The sequence below is a fragment of the Pseudomonas benzopyrenica genome, assembly GCF_036884265.1.
Taxonomy (GTDB): Bacteria; Pseudomonadota; Gammaproteobacteria; order Pseudomonadales; family Pseudomonadaceae; genus Chryseomonas; species Chryseomonas benzopyrenica.
Genome location: NZ_CP145723.1, coordinates 1,457,708 through 1,472,763 on the forward strand (window position 1 = coordinate 1,457,708; position 15,056 = coordinate 1,472,763).

Annotated in this window: 16 protein-coding genes; 7 read left to right on the forward strand and 9 right to left on the reverse strand. The window is 66.5% G+C overall.

The features are described from left to right. Nucleotides 1–6 precede the first annotated feature (6 nt). The 3 genes from V6W80_RS06690 to paoA are packed head-to-tail and all read right to left on the reverse strand — an operon-like array spanning nt 7 to nt 3,885. Complete coding sequence (locus V6W80_RS06690) at nt 7–2,229, reverse strand: xanthine dehydrogenase family protein molybdopterin-binding subunit (protein ID WP_338546297.1); 2,223 nt, start codon at nt 2,227–2,229, stop codon at nt 7–9. Between the two features lie 10 nt (nt 2,230–2,239). After that, nucleotides 2,240–3,220, reverse strand: coding sequence for an FAD binding domain-containing protein (locus tag V6W80_RS06695; protein ID WP_338546298.1), 981 nt, complete (start codon nt 3,218–3,220; stop codon nt 2,240–2,242). Next, nucleotides 3,217–3,885, reverse strand: coding sequence for an aldehyde dehydrogenase iron-sulfur subunit PaoA (gene paoA / locus V6W80_RS06700; RefSeq protein WP_017638956.1), 669 nt, complete (start codon nt 3,883–3,885; stop codon nt 3,217–3,219). Before paoA ends, V6W80_RS06695 begins: the two co-directional genes overlap by 4 nt. Before the next feature lie 316 nt (nt 3,886–4,201). On the opposite strand from paoA, the gene V6W80_RS06705 reads away from it, so the two are divergent. From V6W80_RS06705 to V6W80_RS06715, 3 genes are read left to right on the forward strand one after another with little or no spacing between them, the layout of a single operon-like run. Continuing rightward, nucleotides 4,202–4,732 carry a (2Fe-2S)-binding protein gene (locus tag V6W80_RS06705; RefSeq protein WP_338546299.1) on the forward strand — a complete coding sequence of 177 codons (531 nt, stop codon included), beginning with the start codon at nt 4,202–4,204 and terminating at the stop codon, nt 4,730–4,732. Further along, on the forward strand, nt 4,729–5,715 hold the full coding sequence (locus V6W80_RS06710) for an FAD binding domain-containing protein (protein ID WP_338546300.1): 987 nt from the start codon (nt 4,729–4,731) through the stop codon (nt 5,713–5,715). The genes V6W80_RS06705 and V6W80_RS06710 overlap by 4 nt, the downstream gene beginning before the upstream one ends. Continuing rightward, complete coding sequence (locus tag V6W80_RS06715; RefSeq protein ID WP_338546301.1) at nt 5,712–7,937, forward strand: xanthine dehydrogenase family protein molybdopterin-binding subunit; 2,226 nt, start codon at nt 5,712–5,714, stop codon at nt 7,935–7,937. The genes V6W80_RS06710 and V6W80_RS06715 overlap by 4 nt, the downstream gene beginning before the upstream one ends. A gap of 176 nt (nt 7,938–8,113) precedes the next feature. Here the strand turns inward: V6W80_RS06715 and V6W80_RS06720 are convergent, their stop codons facing one another. Beyond that, nucleotides 8,114–8,293, reverse strand: a complete 180-nt coding sequence (locus V6W80_RS06720; RefSeq protein ID WP_017638952.1) for a hypothetical protein — start codon at nt 8,291–8,293, stop codon at nt 8,114–8,116. Between the two features lie 177 nt (nt 8,294–8,470). Between V6W80_RS06720 and V6W80_RS06725 the strand changes: the two genes are divergently transcribed. Together V6W80_RS06725 and V6W80_RS06730 are read left to right on the forward strand one after the other, a co-directional pair. Further along, a complete protein-coding gene (locus tag V6W80_RS06725) occupies nt 8,471–8,956 on the forward strand; it encodes a GNAT family N-acetyltransferase (RefSeq protein ID WP_338546303.1) in 486 nt (161 codons plus the stop codon). Next, nucleotides 8,956–9,324 (forward strand): GFA family protein, encoded by a 369-nt coding sequence (locus V6W80_RS06730; protein ID WP_064306687.1) that lies wholly within the window; start codon nt 8,956–8,958, stop codon nt 9,322–9,324. The genes V6W80_RS06725 and V6W80_RS06730 overlap by 1 nt, the downstream gene beginning before the upstream one ends. 63 nt (nt 9,325–9,387) lie before the next feature. Here the strand turns inward: V6W80_RS06730 and V6W80_RS06735 are convergent, their stop codons facing one another. Genes V6W80_RS06735 through purM form a run of 3 tightly spaced genes read right to left on the reverse strand, consistent with a single transcriptional unit; the run spans nt 9,388 to nt 11,843 of the window. Next, the gene (locus V6W80_RS06735; RefSeq protein WP_068385216.1) at nt 9,388–10,101 is read right to left on the reverse strand and encodes a DUF3108 domain-containing protein; all 714 of its coding nucleotides are present in this window, start codon (nt 10,099–10,101) and stop codon (nt 9,388–9,390) included. A gap of 15 nt (nt 10,102–10,116) precedes the next feature. Beyond that, nucleotides 10,117–10,785 carry a phosphoribosylglycinamide formyltransferase gene (gene purN / locus V6W80_RS06740; protein ID WP_017638948.1) on the reverse strand — a complete coding sequence of 223 codons (669 nt, stop codon included), beginning with the start codon at nt 10,783–10,785 and terminating at the stop codon, nt 10,117–10,119. Beyond that, a complete protein-coding gene (gene purM / locus V6W80_RS06745; RefSeq protein ID WP_017638947.1) occupies nt 10,782–11,843 on the reverse strand; it encodes a phosphoribosylformylglycinamidine cyclo-ligase in 1,062 nt (353 codons plus the stop codon). The genes purN and purM overlap by 4 nt, the downstream gene beginning before the upstream one ends. Nucleotides 11,844–12,124: 281 nt before the next feature. Here purM and V6W80_RS06750 point away from each other — a divergent pair, with 281 nt between their 5' ends. Both V6W80_RS06750 and hda read left to right on the forward strand, forming a co-directional pair. Continuing rightward, nucleotides 12,125–13,222: a DUF2066 domain-containing protein gene (locus V6W80_RS06750; protein ID WP_160922828.1), complete on the forward strand. Its 1,098-nt coding sequence runs from the start codon at nt 12,125–12,127 to the stop codon at nt 13,220–13,222. A 97-nt stretch (nt 13,223–13,319) separates the two neighbouring features. Beyond that, nucleotides 13,320–14,024: a DnaA regulatory inactivator Hda gene (hda, locus tag V6W80_RS06755; RefSeq protein ID WP_017638945.1), complete on the forward strand. Its 705-nt coding sequence runs from the start codon at nt 13,320–13,322 to the stop codon at nt 14,022–14,024. 12 nt (nt 14,025–14,036) lie between these two features. Here hda and wrbA read toward each other — a convergent pair whose 3' ends face one another. Together wrbA and arsC are read right to left on the reverse strand one after the other, a co-directional pair. Next, nucleotides 14,037–14,639 (reverse strand): NAD(P)H:quinone oxidoreductase, encoded by a 603-nt coding sequence (gene wrbA, locus V6W80_RS06760; protein ID WP_208694521.1) that lies wholly within the window; start codon nt 14,637–14,639, stop codon nt 14,037–14,039. Next, entirely contained in the window at nt 14,636–14,989 is a 354-nt protein-coding gene (gene arsC, locus V6W80_RS06765; RefSeq protein WP_160922830.1) for an arsenate reductase (glutaredoxin), read from the reverse strand. Before arsC ends, wrbA begins: the two co-directional genes overlap by 4 nt. Nucleotides 14,990–15,056 lie beyond the last annotated feature (67 nt).

Sequence of the window (15,056 nt, forward strand, 5' to 3'; positions counted from 1 at the left end):
CTGCCGTCAGGCCGTCTTCAGCCCTGCCAGCACCTTGTCCACCGTCAGCGGATAGTCGCGGATGCGCACCCCGCAGGCGTTGTAGACGGCGTTGGTGAGGGCGGCCCCGGCACCGCAGATCCCCAGTTCACCGACACCCTTGATCTTCAGCGGATTGGCCTTGTCGTCCACTTCCGGCAGGAAATGGGCTTCGATGGCCGGGATGTCCAGGTGACAGGGGTAGTGGTAGTCGGCCAGGTCATGGTTGACGAAGTGACCGTGACGGGTATCGATCACCCCGTCTTCGTGCAAGGCGCTGCCCACCCCCCAGATCATCCCGCCGAGCATCTGCGAATGGGCGGTCTTCTCGTTGAGGATGCGCCCCGCGGCGAACACCCCGAGCATGCGCCGCAGACGGATCTCGCCGGTGAGGGCGTGCACCCCCACCTCGGCGAAGAAGGCGCCGTAGCCCTGCTGGGAATAGTCCTTGAGCGTCTGCCCCGGCTTGATCTCGCCGATGGCCTGGAGATCATGCTCGCGCGCCAGTTCGGCGAGGTCGCGACTGCCGTTGTCGGCGATCAGCCGGCCGCCGACGAAACGGGCGCTGGCCGGATCGAGGCCCGCCGCTTGCGCCGCCTTCAGGCGCAGGTTCTCGCAGGCGACATAGACCGAGGAGCCGGAACTGGCGGCGCCAAAGGAGCCGCCGGAGCCGGCACCGGCCGGATCGTCGCTGTCGCCCAGCAGCACCTTGACCCGCTCCACCGGCAAGCCGAGGGACTCACCGGCGATCTGCGCCAGGATGGTGTAGGTCCCGGTGCCGATGTCGGTCATCGAGGTCTTGACCGTGGCCGTGCCATCGGCCTCCAGGCGTACGCCGGCCTGGGACGGCCTGAGCATGTTGGCGCGACTGGCCGCCGCCATGCCCATGCCGATCAGCCAGTCGCCATCACGCACCTGACCGGGCGTGGCATTGCGCCGGTTCCAGCCGAAGCGGCGGGCGCCGTCCTGCATGCACTCCACCAGCTTGCGGGAGGAGAAGGGGATGTGCTTTTCCGGGTCCTGGCTGGGTTCGTTGCGGATGCGCAGCTCGATGGGATCGAGCGCGAGCATGACCGCCAGCTCGTCCATGGCGCTTTCGCTGGCGAGCATGCCCACGGCTTCGCCGGGCGCGCGGCAGGAGCCGGACTCGGGCAGATCCAGCTCGACCATGCGGTGCGCCACCAGGCGGTCATCGCCGGCATAGAGGTTACGCGAGGACAGACCGGTGGGTTCGTAGTAGGTCAGACCACGAGCGGAATGGGACCAGCCCTCGTGGGCCATCGCCTGGATACGGCCATCGCGGTCGGCACCCAGGCGGATGCGCTGCACCGTGGCCGAGCGGTGGTCGGTGATCTGGAACATCTGCTGGCGGGTGAGGGTGACCTTGACCGGCCGGCCGATGGCCCGGGCGGCCATGGCGCCGATCAGGGCGTCGGCATAGATCGGCAACTTGCCGCCGAAACCGCCGCCGATGTAGCGCGCCACGATGCGGACGTTTTCCTTGGGCAGTTGCAGGGTATTGGCCACGCAACTCTGTGCCTGCTCGACGAATTGGGTGGAGCAATAGATCGTCACCCGGTCGCCATCCCACTGGGCGAGGCTGGCGTGGGGCTCCATCTGCGCATGGATGTGGTAGGGCGTGGTGTAGCGCTCGTCGAGCTTGACCGGCGCCCGGGCGAAGACGGCGTCGACATCGCCCGAGGCGGTATCGGTGGGCTGGTCGCCATCCGGTGGCTTCACCGCCTGGCCGAGATTGGCGGCCAGATCGAAGACGCCCGGTTCGGCGGCGTAGTCGATCTCCACCAGGGTCGCTGCCAGGCGCGCCTCCTCGAAGGTCTCGGCCACCACGAAGGCCACGGGTTCGCCGAAATAGCGCACCTGGTCGCTGTCCAAGTAGGGCTTGGGCCGGGTGAAGCGGCCGCTGTTGTCCGGCTCGCGGGCGGCCTGGCGCGGCGCGTTGCGATAGGTCAGGATGCTGAGTACGCCCGGCGCGCTTTCGGCGGCCGAGGTGTCCAGTCGAGCGATGCGGCCCTTGGCGATGGTGGCGCCGACGATGAAGCCATAGGCCACGCGATCGTTGCGGAATTCGAAGCTGTAGGGCGCCTGGCCGGTGACCTTGAGCAGGCCGTCGACGCGATCGATGGGCTTGCCGATCAGGCCGCCGCGATTCTCGTCGATGAGGTTACGGCCAGCGGGTTCATTCATTTCCATGCTGCTGTCCTCAGGCCTGTTGGCGGGCGTCGGCCACCCCGGCGCGCAGGATGCGACGGGTCAGCTCGAGTTTGAAATCGTTGTGGCCATAGCCACGGGCGCCGGCGAGCAGGGCATCGCCCACGGCGGCGAGATCACCGTCCGCCGCCTGGCCGGCAAAGGCTTGATCAGCCGCCGCCACCCGCCAGGGCTTGTGCGCCAGTCCGCCGAACGCCGCGCGACCGCTGCGGATACGCGTGCCGTCCAGCTCGACGATGGCCGCCATGGACACCAGGGCAAAGGCGTAGGAGGCGCGATCGCGCACCTTGCGATAGACCTGGATGCCGGGCGGTGGCGGCGGCAGGGTCACGGCGGTGATGAGTTCGCCGGGTTGCAGCACCGTCTCGATCTGCGGGGTGTCACCGGGCAGGCGATGAAAGTCGGCGATAGGAATGCGCCGGGTGCGGCCAGTGGCTTCCCGGGTTTCCACCGTGGCGTCCAGCACCCGCATGGCCACCGCCATGTCGGAGGGGTGCACGGCGATGCACTGGTCGCTGGCGCCAAGCACCGCGTTCATCCGATTGAAGCCGCCCAGGGCCGCACAGCCACTGCCGGGCTGGCGTTTGTTGCAGGGCATGGCGGTGTTGTAGAAGTAGGAGCAGCGGGTGCGCTGCAGGAGATTGCCGCCGGTGGTGGCCTTGTTGCGCAACTGCGCCGAGGCACCGGCCAGCAAGGCGCGCGACAGCACCGGATAGCGCTCGCGCACCCGAGGGTCCGCGGCCAGGGTGGAATTGCGCACCAGGGTACCAATGCGCAAGCCGCCGCCCTCGGTGGCGCTGATCTGATCCAGCTGCAGGCGATTGATGTCCAGCACCTGGCTGGGAGTCTCGATCTCCAGCTTCATCAGATCCAGCAGATTGGTACCCCCGGCGATGAAGCGACTGCCCGCCTGGACGCCCTGGCGGCTGGCGTCGGCCTCGTTCTGGACACGCCGATAGTCGAAGACTCTCATGCCTGTCCCCCCGCCATCTGGATGGCCGCGACGATATTGGGATAGGCACTGCAGCGGCAGAGATTGCCGCTCATGCGCTCGCGGATCTCTTCCTCGCTCAGGCGCATGGGGCCATCGAGGCGCGCCGAGACGTGGCTGGGCATGCCGGCCTTGACCTCGTCGAGCAAGGCCACCGCCGAGCAGATCTGCCCCGGGGTGCAATAGCCGCACTGGAAACCGTCCTTGGCCAGGAAGGCGGCCTGCATGGGATGCAGCCGCTCGGCGTTGCCCAGGCCCTCGATGGTGGTGATGGCGTCGCCTTCATGCATGGCCGCCAGGCTCAGGCAGCTGTTGATGCGCTGGCCATTCACCAGCACGGTACAGGCGCCACACTGCCCATGGTCGCAGCCCTTCTTGGTGCCGGTAAGGTGCAGGTTTTCGCGCAGGGCATCGAGCAGGGTGGTGCGGCTGTCGACCTTGAGCCGGCGCGCCTCGCCATTGATCTGCAGGGTCAGGGGCAGCAGCTGCGGCAGGCGGGCGGCGATGGCCTGGGGTGTCAGGGGTGCGCCACCGCTGGCCTGGGCAAAGGTGTAGCCGGGAATGGCGCTGGTCGCCACCAGCACCGCGGAAGTGCCGAGGAACTGGCGCCGGGACAGGCGCCAGGGTGCATCGGAGTCGGAAGCCATGGTTGGATTCTCATCGTTGGAGGCGCATCACGGGAGTTCTGATGACTGCCCCTTTGCCGACGGGGTTCAGGCCACTGGGCCGCTGGCGCAACGAAGCGCCATACCAGATGTGTCCTGATCGCGGCGAAAGCCTCTGGAACGGCCTTCCCAACGCTTCGCTGAACAGCCCTCAACGTCACGTTGAATACCGCTGGGCAGGGGTGCTGAACCGCTTCCGGTCGGCAACAGTCCCTTACCTGAGGTGGCCTTTCGCTGCCACCACCTATTCCGACCACGGGGGCATCTGCACCCCGCGGCTTTAACCGTGAGGTCCGCCATGAACGCCACCCCCGTGCGCCAGCTTCAGCCCCTGGCCGAACCCGAGTCCCATACCATCGCCCTGACCCTCAACGGCAAGCAGCTGCAGCTGGCCGTCGAACCCTGGACCACCCTGCTCGACCTCCTGCGCGATCACCTCGACCTGACCGGCACCAAGAAGGGCTGCGATCACGGCCAATGCGGCGCCTGCACGGTGCTGGTCAACGGTGCCCGCATCAATAGCTGCCTGGCCCTGGCGGTCATGCAGGATGGCGCCGAGGTCACCACCATCGAAGGCTTGGCCCAGGGCGACCAGCTGCACCCCATGCAGGAGGCCTTCGTCGCCGAAGACGCCTTCCAATGTGGCTATTGCACCCCTGGCCAGATCTGTTCGGCCATCGGCATGCTCAAGGAAGGCCATGCCCAGAGTGAGGCCGAGGTAGCCGAGCAGATGAGCGGTAACCTCTGCCGTTGCGGCGCCTATCGCAACATCCGCGCCGCCATCGAACGAGCGCGCCCGGCCTGCCAGCAAGGGGAGGGCCGCGAATGAACCGCTTCGGTTATGCCAAGCCCAACGCCGTGCCCGATGCCATCCGCCAGCATGGTCCCCAGACCCACTTCATCGCCGGGGGTACCAACCTGCTGGACCTGATGAAGGAAAACGTCGAGCGTCCCGAGCAACTGATCGACGTCAACGGCCTGCCCCTGCGCGAAATCGAGACCACCCCCGAAGGCGGTCTGCGCATCGGCGCCCTGGTCAAGAATGCCGAGGTGGCCTACCACCCCGAGGTGCAACGCCGCTATCCGCTGCTGGCCAAGGCCATCCTCGCCGGCGCTTCCCCGCAATTGCGCAACATGGCCTCCACCGGCGGCAACCTCTTGCAGCGCACCCGCTGCTATTACTTCTATGACGTGGGCACCCCCTGCAACAAGCGCGAACCCGGCTCCGGCTGCGGCGCTCGTGAAGGGCAGAATCGCATCCACGCCATCCTCGGCCACAGCGAGCAGTGCATCGCCACCCACCCTTCGGACATGTGCGTGGCCCTGGCCGCCCTACAGGCCAAGGTCGAGGTAAGCGGGCCCCAGGGTGATCGCGTCATCGACTTCGCCGATTTCCACCGCCTGCCCGGCGACACCCCGGAGCGCGACACCAACCTTGAGGCCGACGAACTCATCACCGCCGTGACCCTGCCGGCGGAAAGCCTGGCTGCCCACAGCGCCTACCTGAAGATTCGCGACCGCGCCTCCTATGCCTTCGCCCTGGTCTCGGTGGCGGCAGCCCTGGAACTGGACGGCGAGCGCTTCAAGCAGGTGCGTGTCGCACTGGGTGGCGTGGCCCATAAGCCCTGGCGGCTGCCGGAGGCCGAGCAGGCGCTGGTTGGCCAGGTCGCGGACAAGGCGGCCTTCGGTCAATTGGCCGATCGCCTGCTGCAAGGCGCCCAGGGCTTCGCCCATAACAGCTTCAAGATCGAACTGGCCCGGCGCGCCATCGTCCGTGCCCTTACCGAAGCCGCCGGAGGTACCCTGCAATGACCGTCGTCCATCTGCAAAAAGCCGTTCCCCGCGTCGACGGTCCGCTCAAGGTCACCGGCCAGGCGCTGTATGCCGGCGAATTCAGCGTGCCGGATCTGGCCTTTGGTTTCGTGGTCAACGCCACCATCACCAAGGGTCGCCTGCTCGGCCTGGACGTTAGCGAAGCCCTGGCCCAGCCGGGCGTGATCGAGGTGCTCAGCCACCTCAATCGACCCAAGATGGCCAGCTATGACGAGAGCTATACCGACATGGATGCGGCTGACGGCAAGCCCTTTCGGCCGTTGTACAACGATCGCATCCTCTACAGTGGCCAGCCCATCGCCCTGGTAGTGGCCGAGACCTTCGAGGCCGCACGTCACGCCGCCGCGCTGATTCGCGCCCAATACAGCGAAGAGGAGCACGCCACCGACTTGGCCCAGGCTCGCGACCAGGCCCACGAAGCGCCCATGGAGTTGCCGGAGAATCGGGGTAACGCCCCGGCAGCCTGGGCCGCGGCGCCTACCCGCATCGAAGCCGAATACCACTCCGCGGCGGAATTCCACAATCCCATGGAGATGCACGCCTCGACGGTCATCTACCACAAGGACGGCAAGCTGACGGTGCATGACAAGACCCAGGGCGTACAGAACAGCGCCCAGTTCGTCAGCAGCATCTTCGGTCTGGGCGAAGGCGACGTGAAGGTCATCTCGCCCTTCGTCGGCGGCGCCTTCGGGTCCGGTCTGCGTCCGCAGTACCAGCTGGTGCTGGCGACCATGGCCGCGCTGCAGCTCAAGCGCTCGGTACGGGTCACCCTGACCCGCCAGCAGATGTTCACCTTCGGCTATCGCCCCGAGACCTATCAGCAGGTCAAGCTGGCCTGCGACAGCGACGGCAAGCTGCAGGCCATCGATCACAGCGCCCTGGGCATCACCTCGCGCTTCGAAGACTTCACCGAGATGGTGCTGGTCTGGTCGGCGTCGCTCTATGCCTGTCCTAACGTCAAGCTGGCCTACCAGCTGGCCGCGCTGGACGTCTACACCCCGCTGGACATGCGCGCGCCGGGGGCCGTACTGGGTGTCTATGCGCTGGAAAGTGCCATGGACGAACTGGCCTACGCTGCCGACATCGATCCGCTGGAGCTGCGTATTCGCAACTTCACCGACACGGATCCGGCCAAGGGCAAGCCCTATTCCAGCAAGGAGCTGCTGGAATGCTATCGCCAGGCCGCCGAGCGTTTCGGCTGGGAGCAGCGCAGCATGGCGCCGCGTTCCATGCGCGACGGCAACCAGCTGGTCGGCTGGGGCATGGCGACCGGGGTCTGGGAGGCCATGCAGCAACCCGCCACCGCCAAGGCGGTGATGAACATCGACGGCAGCCTGGTGGTAGCCAGTGCGACCGCCGATATCGGCACCGGCACCTATACGGTGATGACCCAGATCGCCGCCGAGAACCTTGGTCTGCCGCTGGACAAGGTGACCTTCAAGCTGGGCGACTCCACCCTGCCCAAGGCGCCGCTGGAAGGCGGTTCCTTTACCGTGTCTTCGGTGGGCACCGCCGTGAAACTGGCCTGCGATCAGCTGCGCCAGCAACTGCTGGATGCGGCCAAGGAAATGGACGAATCCCCGCTGGCCAAGGCCGAACTGGAGCAGGTGGTGTTCGCCGACGGCGGCATCAGCCTCAAGACCGATCCAGCCCAGCGCGTCGACTTCACCGCCATCCTCAAGGCTTCGGGTTCGCCGTCCATGGAAACCCTGGCCAGCGCCGAGCCGGCGGAAGAGCGCGACAACTACGCCACTGGTACCCACTCGGCGGTGTTCGTCGAGGTCAAGGTGGACGAGGACTTCGGCAGCGTCCAAGTCAGTCGCGTAGTCACCGCTGTGGCTGCGGGTCGTATCCTCAACCTCAAGACCGGCGAGAACCAGGTGGCCGGCGGCATCGTCTGGGGCATCGGCATGGGCCTGCAGGAAGAGGGGATGATGGACACCACCGAAGGCCGCTGGATGAACCACAGCCTCGCCGAGTACCACTTCCCGGTGCAGGCCGATGTTCATCAGCTGGAGGTGATCTTCGTCGAGGAACACGACGAGATCGTCAATCCGCTGGGCGCCAAGGGCATCGGCGAGATCGGTATCGTCGGGGTAGCGCCGGCCATCGCCAACGCCATCTTCCATGCTACGGGCAAGCGGGTTCGCGACCTGCCCATCACCCTGGACAAGGTCTTCGCCGACGAGCTGCTGCACTAGGGTCAGCAGCGTTCTGTTGGGCTTCGACGCTGGAGCCGTCTCAACCCAACCTACGATGAGGCTGCCGTAGGTTGGCGCTGAGCGCAGCGAAGCCCAACATTCGCGAACTCTGCAACGAAAAAGGCCCGCCTCCAAGAGACGGGCCTTTTTCAGGCAGTCAGTAAACCGCTATTCGATCACTCGGCGTGCGACGCGCCGTCATGTTCGATCTGCTCTTTGTATTCCAGGGCATCGGCTTCGCTCTGGTAGACGCCGACCAATTCCCCTTCCTGCTTCACGTCCCACAGATGCATGCCCAGGCCACGGGCTTCGCGGGACATATGGTCTTCGTCACGTTCGGTTACGGTAATGGTCATGCTGTATCTCCTTGGTCGAGCCCGCGCTACGGCAGGGCTTGAAAACCCATACTAGAGCGTTTCGCTTCAGGACCAAGGCGTATCTCGGCAACAAGTCGTTACAACTTCTGCGACAATCTGTCGCGCTGCTCATGGTCATCATCGGCATCGCTCTATGCCGACATCAGGAGAATCCCTGTGACCGCTTGCGCTGCCTCCGCTCAGTTGAGGCTTGCCACCCTGGCCGACATAGAGGCGCTGTTCGCCATCCGTACCGCGGTCACGGACAACGCCCTTACCCGGGAGCAACTCGCTGAATTGGGCATCACCCCTGAATCGATCGCCGAGTTGCTCACCGCCGAGCCCTGTGCCTGGGTGGTGGAGGTGGGAGGCGAGGTGGTAGGTTTCAGCCTGGTCGATCTGGCGAATGGCGAGGTCTTCGCTCTGTTCGTCAGACCCGACTGGCAAGGCCAGGGTTTCGGTGCCCGTCTGCTGGCAGCCGCCGAGACCGCGCTATTCCGCCGTCATGCCCTGATCTGGCTGGTCACCGATGGGCGCCCGGCGGTACGGGCGAATGCCTTTTATCGGTCCCACGGCTGGCACAGGGTCGTCTCCTTTGAGGGGACGGATGTCCGCTACGAGAAATCCCGCACGCCTGGGCAGGACCAAGGAGGCATCTCCTGATGGACAGCACGCGCACCGGTGGCTGCCTCTGCGGCCAGATTCGTTATCTGGTGACAGGCTCGCCACGGGATCCCCACAGCTGTTCCTGCGAGCAGTGCCGCCGGCATTCCGGAGCGCCGACGCAGGTCTGGATCGAGTTGGACAAGGCCCAGCTGCGCTGGACCGGTCCGGGTGGCGAGCCGGCCCTCTGGCGCTCCTCGGCTACGACATGCCGAGCCTTCTGCCCGCACTGCGGTTCCACGCTGGGCGCCGTGGATGACGGTCCGACTCTCGCCCTGGCGGTGGGTAGCCTGGATCGACTCGACGATGACGTTGTGCCGCTCTTTCATTCTTTCGCCGACCAGCGACCGGGCTGGTGGAATCCCTGAGCGGACGGGTCCCAACTGAAAAGAAAACGCCCTCCGAAGAGGGCGTCTTTGCAACTACCGGGATCAGTTGGCGCCTTTCACCGTGCGCCCGTTGACCGAGCCTTCCTTGAGGCTGGTCTGGTATTCCTTGCCGTCGCTCTCCTGCTGGTAGAGCCGCACCAGCAGGTAGTCCCAATCCTTGGCGAACCACAGTTCGGTCTTGCGGCTGCTCTTGGTAGGATCGCGCACGCGCTCCACCTTGATGGCATCGAACAAACCCAGCGGGGTGCGGATGCGCTCCGGGCCGATGACGCGGAAGTCGTAGGTGTCGATGCTGTCGCCGTCGACGATCTGGTAGCTCATGCTCTTCTTGCCGTCCGCTACGTCCTGCTGCAGCTTGAGCTGGTAGGTCGACTTGTCCAGCAGACCGCGATCCAGGGTCAGATTGACCGGATCATCCTTGTCCTTGCCGGTGACCTTCTTGCCGGCCCAGTCGAAGGTCAGTTCGCTCTCGCGGCTCTTGCCCAGCCCGCTGCGCTTGTATTGGTAGGTGTCCGGCAGGAAGGCTTCGCCCTCACGGCGGAAGGTGCTGGACTCGTTGAGGCCGGCGACCAGCATGGAGGCTTCGAACTTCAGCTCCCAGCGACCATCGGCTTCCTTCTGCAGCGAGCGCTCGGCCGAGCCGCTGACCGGCATCTGCTTCCAGTCGGCGGTGTAGCTGGCCGTGAACGGCTGCAGGTCGAAGGCGAAGGCCGAGGCACTGCAGAGGGTGGCCAATAGGAACAACAGACGTCGCATCAGTTTCTCCTTGGATCAGGAAAGGGAGGCCGCGGCCGTCAGCGACGGCAACGTGGCCCCGGTAGGCGGCAGTGCCTCGCCATCGAGCTCGGCACCCAGGGTACCCAGCCGCAGACGACCTTCGGCGAACAACCGCACGGCCACAGGATAAAGGAGGTGCTCGGCGGCGTGTACCCGTGTCGCGAGGCTCTCCGCCGTATCTTCGGCCTGTACCGGCACCCGCGACTGCAGGACGACCGGACCGCCATCCAGTTCTTCGGTGACGAAGTGCACGCTGCAGCCGTGCCAGGCATCGCCGGCATCCAGGGCACGCTGGTGAGTGTGCAAGCCCTTGTAGAGTGGCAGCAGCGAGGGATGGATATTGAGCAGACGACCCTGGTAGCGCCGCACGAAGGTCGGCGTGAGAATGCGCATGAAGCCGGCCAGCACCACCAGATCGGCGCCCTGGGCGTCGATGGCAGCCGCCAGGGCCGCATCGAAGCTTTCGCGATCGGCATGCTCGCGGTGGTCGATCACCTGGGTGGCGATCCCGGCCTGCCGAGCCCGCTCCAGGCCATAGGCCTCGGCGCGGTTGGCGATCACCGCCGCGATCCGCACGGGCGGGGTCGCGGCGTCGATCAGAGCTTGCAGGTTGCTGCCGTGGCCGGAGATGAGCACCACCACGGCGCAGTCGGCAGGGCTCATCCGTGCTGTTTCAGATTGTTCAGCACGACCTGGTCGGCGCCCTCGGCGGCCTGTTCGATACGGCCGATGACCCAGGGTTGCTCGCCCTCGGCGCGCAGCACCTGCAGGGCGCCTTCGACCTGATCCTGGGCCACGCAGATGACCATGCCCACGCCACAGTTCAGCACACGGTGCATCTCGGTCTCGTCGACGTTGCCCTGCTGTTGCAGCCAGTCGAATACCGCCGGACGCTGCCAGCTGGCGACGTCGAGCACCGCCTGGGCACCCTCGGGCAGTACCCGTGGGATATTGTCCAGCAGGCCGCCGCCGGTGATGTGGGCCATGGCCTTGACCGCGCCGGTGTCCTTGATCAGCTTGAGCAGCGGCTTGACGTAGATGCGGGTGGGCGCCATCAGCAGTTCGGTCAGCGGCTGGCCGTCGAGCTGGATGTTCTCGATGTCGGCGCCGGCCACCTCGATGATCTTGCGGATCAGCGAATAGCCGTTGGAGTGCGGGCCGGAGGAGGGCAGGGCGATCAGGGCGTCGCCGGTGGTCACCTTGGAACCGTCGATGATCTCGGACTTTTCCACCACGCCGACGCAGAAGCCGGCCAGGTCGTAGTCTTCGCCTTCGTACATGCCGGGCATCTCGGCGGTCTCGCCACCCACCAGGGAGCAGCCAGCCTGTTCGCAACCGGTGCCGATGCCGGTCACCACCTGGGCGGCGACGTCGACGTTGAGCTTGCCGGTGGCGTAGTAGTCGAGGAAGAACAGCGGCTCGGCACCGCAGACCACCAGGTCGTTGACGCACATGGCGACCAGGTCGATGCCGATGCTGTCGTGCTTGGCCAGGTTCATGGCCAGGCGCAGCTTGGTACCGACGCCGTCGGTGCCGGAGACCAGTACCGGCTGGCGATAGCCTGCCGGGATCTCGCACAGGGCACCGAAGCCCCCCAGGCCGCCCATGACTTCCGGGCGGGCGGTGCGCTTGGCGACGCCCTTGATGCGTTCTACCAGAGCCTCACCGGCGTCGATGTCTACACCGGCGTCCTTGTAGCTCAGCTGGGGTTGTTTGCTCATGAATCCTGGCCTTTGGCTAATGGCGAAACGAGCCGGCTGGCGCCAGCCGGCAATGAGGCGGGCGATTTTACCAGAAGCCGTGCCAAAGCACGCGGCCCGCCGCGGCCTCCGGTCCGGGCAGCGATGGCACCCGGCCAGCCTGCTGTGGTCTGAGCCTGGTCGTCCGTTCGCCGGGCGGGCAGTCTCCGCCGCTATCTTCTGCGCAGCCCGCGACCCAGTGCCCTTGCTCGCGGATCGGGCGGCTTTTAAGGTATGCCCCTTGCCCTTTCTATGGAATCGCCATGCGCCGTCTCGTCCTTCCGTTGCTCGCTTCGCTGCTGGTCCTGAGTCCGCTCGCCCGCGCCGAGGTGGTGGACAACCTCTACCAGGTCCGCGAGCCGGTGACCTCGCAACAACCGGACGAGCGCAATGCCGCCCTCAAGCGCGCCCTGCAGGTGCTGGCCGGACGCCTGACCGGCAATCCCCAGGCCGGCCAGACCCCAGGTCTTGCCAGTGCCCTGGCGGCGCCCGAATCCCTGATCAGCCAGTACAGCTATGACGCCGGCCCGCCGGAGGTGCTGGTGGCCAACTTCGACCCGGCCGCTACCGAGCGTGCCCTGGGCCAGGCGGGGCTCTCGGTATGGGGCGCCAATCGTCCGGTGGTGATGATTTGGTGGCTCAACGACGCCGACAGCGGGGCGACCCTGGTGGGTGATGGCCAGCCCGCCAGCACCGGCGTCCAGCGCGGCGCCCAGCGCGCCGGCCTGCCGATCCGCCTGCCGTTGGCCGATCTCAACGAGCAACTGGCCGGCACTGCCGCCAACATCGACGCCAACGACCCGACCGCCCTGCGCCAGGCCTCCGAGCGCTATGGCGCCAATGCCCTGCTGGCCGTGCACGCCAAGCCCCAGGGCAATGGCTGGCAGGCCCAGTGGCGCCTGTGGAATAACGGCGCCGCGGAGCAGGGCAGCAGCCAGGCGGCCGATCAGGACGCCCTGGCCGCCGCGGTATTGCAGGACGTGGCCGCGCGCCTGTCGAAGAAATTCGTTTCCCGCCCGGGCACCACCCAGCCGCTGACCCTGGTGGCCGACAATTCCAACTTCGAGCGCTATGCCCAGCTGCAGAAAGTCCTGGAGCCCCTGTCGAGCCGCCTGGTCAAGGTCGAGGGGACCCAGCTGACCTACGACCTCACCGCCAATCCGGACCAGTTGCAGGCGCAACTCGGTCTTGCCGGGCTGCAGCCCGCCTCGGCGCCGGCCGCCAATGCTGCGCCTGCCACTCCGGCAGCGGCGACCCCGGGCACGCCCGTCGACGCCACGGCCACGCCGAGCGCGCCTGCGGCCCAGCCGGCCCCATCCGCCCAGCCAGCGCGTACCACCCTGTATTTCCGCTGGCCATGAGGGCTGACACCCAAGACTGAAGCGGCTGCTGCGAGGGGCCCGGGATTTGGTTAGACTTGGCGCCCTCGCGAAACTGCCAAGAGCCGTTCGAGCTGGCATGATGCCTTTACAGCTGCCCCTGGGCATTCGTCTGCGTGACGACGCCACCTTCGTCAACTACTACCCTGGCGCCAATGCCGCGGCGCTCGGCTATGTCGAGCGTCTCTGCGACGCCGATGCCGGCTGGACGGAAAGTCTGATCTATCTCTGGGGTGGCGCCGGCGCCGGTCGCAGCCATCTGATGCAGGCCGCCTGTCACCGCCTGGAGGAACTGGGCGAGCGGGCCATCTACCTGCCTATGGGTGAACTGGCCGACTATGGCGTCGAGCTGTTCGACAATCTCGAGCAGTGCGAACTGGTCTGCCTCGACGATCTCGACGCCCTAGCCGGCCAGCGGCGCTGGGAAGAGGCGCTCTTCCATCTGTTCAATCGCCTGCGCGATGCCGGCAAGCGGCTACTGATCTCCAGTACCGCCTCGCCGCGGCAGTTGCCGGTGCAGCTGGCCGATCTCAAGTCGCGGCTGACCCTGGCGCTGGTCTTCCAGCTGCGACCCCTGTCCGACGAAGACAAGCTGCGCGCCCTGCAGCTGCGCGCTTCCCGCCGTGGCCTGCACCTGACCGACGAGGTCGGCCGCTTCATCCTTTCGCGCAACACCCGCAGCATGGACGCCCTGTTCGACATGCTCGAACGTCTGGATCAGGCGTCACTGCAGGCGCGACGTAAGCTCACCATTCCCTTCGTCAAGGAAATCATGGGCTGGTAGCCGCGCCGGCTCCTACTTCTTCTGCAAGCGACCCGCCAGGGTCGCTAGGCGCTTGCCCAGGGCCCGGCACAGCGCCGTCTCCTGTTCGTCCAGTGCGCGCTTGCCATCCGCCCCGGCGAAATGACTCGGGCCATAGGGCGTACCGCCCCCCCTGGTTTCCAGCAGGGCGCTCTCGCTGTAGGGCAGGCCGGTGATGAGCATGCCGTGGTGCAGCAGCGGCAGGGCCATGGACAGCAGGGTGCTCTCCTGACCACCGTGCAGACTGGCGGTGGAGGTGAAGACGCCGGCGGGCTTGTCCACCAGGGCGCCGGTCAGCCAGAGGCTGTTGGTGCCATCCAGGAAATACTTCATGGCGGCGGCCATGTTGCCGTAGCGCGTCGGACTGCCCAAGGCGAGCGCGGCGCAGTCGCGCAGGTCGTCTAGGGTGGCGTAGACCGCGCCCTGCTCGGGCACGGCCGGGGCGACCGCGGCACACTCGGCGGAGACCGCCGGCACGGTGCGCAGGCGCGCGGCCATGCCGCCCATCTCCACCCCGCGAGCGACCTGGCGAGCCATCTCGGCGGTGGCGCCATGGCGGCTGTAGTAGAGCACCAGGACATAGGCTTCGGGGGTCATTGCAGGATCTCCAGGACACGCTCGGGGGGACGACCGACGACGGCGCGTGAGCCGCGCACGGCGATGGGTCTCTCGATCAGCTTGGGGTGGGCAGTCATGGCCGCGATCAGGGCGTCTTCGTCCAGCGTCGGATCGGCGAGGTTCAATTCGCGATAGATCTCCTCGCCGGTACGCAGCAACTGGCGCGCCTCCAGGCCCAGGTTGGCGAGCAGTGCGCGCAGGGTCGCGGCATCCGGCGGCGTGTCCAGGTAGGGCACCACCGACACGGCTAGCTCGCGGCTTTGCAGCAGCGCCAACGCCGCCCGCGATTTCGAGCAGCGCGGATTGTGATAGAGGACGATTTCACTCATGGGCTGATCCATAGAAGGTAAGATGGCCATTGTAGCGGGTTGGCGAGGACTGCCGCGCCAGCCCTTG